This is a genomic window from Deinococcus aerolatus, from assembly GCF_014647055.1.
Classification (GTDB): Bacteria; Deinococcota; Deinococci; order Deinococcales; family Deinococcaceae; genus Deinococcus; species Deinococcus aerolatus.
In genome coordinates this window covers 1-738 of sequence record NZ_BMOL01000070.1, presented here as the reverse complement: position 1 = coordinate 738, position 738 = coordinate 1, and the positions used below count along the sequence as shown (strand labels likewise).

General features: G+C 61.7%; 1 protein-coding gene. It reads right to left on the bottom strand.

The window, feature by feature from the left end; translation table 11 throughout:
- Positions 1-7: 7 nt before the first annotated feature.
- Positions 8-322 carry a transporter substrate-binding domain-containing protein gene (locus IEY31_RS18555; RefSeq protein WP_229723781.1) on the bottom strand — a complete coding sequence of 105 codons (315 nt, stop codon included), beginning with the start codon at positions 320-322 and terminating at the stop codon, positions 8-10.
- Positions 323-738: the final 416 nt, after the last annotated feature.

The window sequence follows — 738 nt, the reverse complement described above, 5'->3', positions numbered from 1 at the left end:
GCCACGGTCAGGGACTGGTCCGAGTCGTAGTAGGGCTGCGCGAACGACACGGTTTCGAGCCGTTTTTCGTGATGGTGATGCTGGAGATGGCGACGTCGATGCGTCCCGACTGCACGGCGGCAAACAGGCCGTTAAACGGGGTGTTGACGATGTTGACCTTCTTGCCCAGGTTCTTGGCGATCTCGGTGACGAGTTCGATCTCGAAGCCGACATTGGCCCCGCTGGCGTCCTGGAATTGCCAGGGAACGTTGCCGATGTTGGCCCCGACGTTGATCGTGTCCTGCGCCTGGGCGCCGGCACCAAGGAAGAGTGAGAGCAACACCAACCCACCAACTGCCGTCTTCGTTCGCTTCATGGTCAAGCCTCCGGGACACCTGCATTTCAGATCTGGAGCGCCGCTGCCTGCGGAGACGTTCCGCAGCCATAAAGGAAAGCCTTCACCCGAAAAGGTGAGGTGGATTGCTTTAGTACGCAACAGCTTAAAGCCGCATGAGGCTGCTGTCTACCGCGCCCTTGCGGCCTGTCCGCTCGGTGACAGTCCGCGCCAAGTCCCCCTCCGGTCAGTGCCCAGCGCTTGTTGCGGGCCCCGTCGGCGCAGCGTTGGGGAACCCTGCCCCGTCTCCCCCGTCTCCAGCCAGTCCTGCGGTCAAGGCGTGGAATACTGGGCCTTGTGGAGTGAACCCATAACTCCGGACCAGTGGTCAAGCACTTCTAAGCGGAATGATAGCGGGCGGCGAA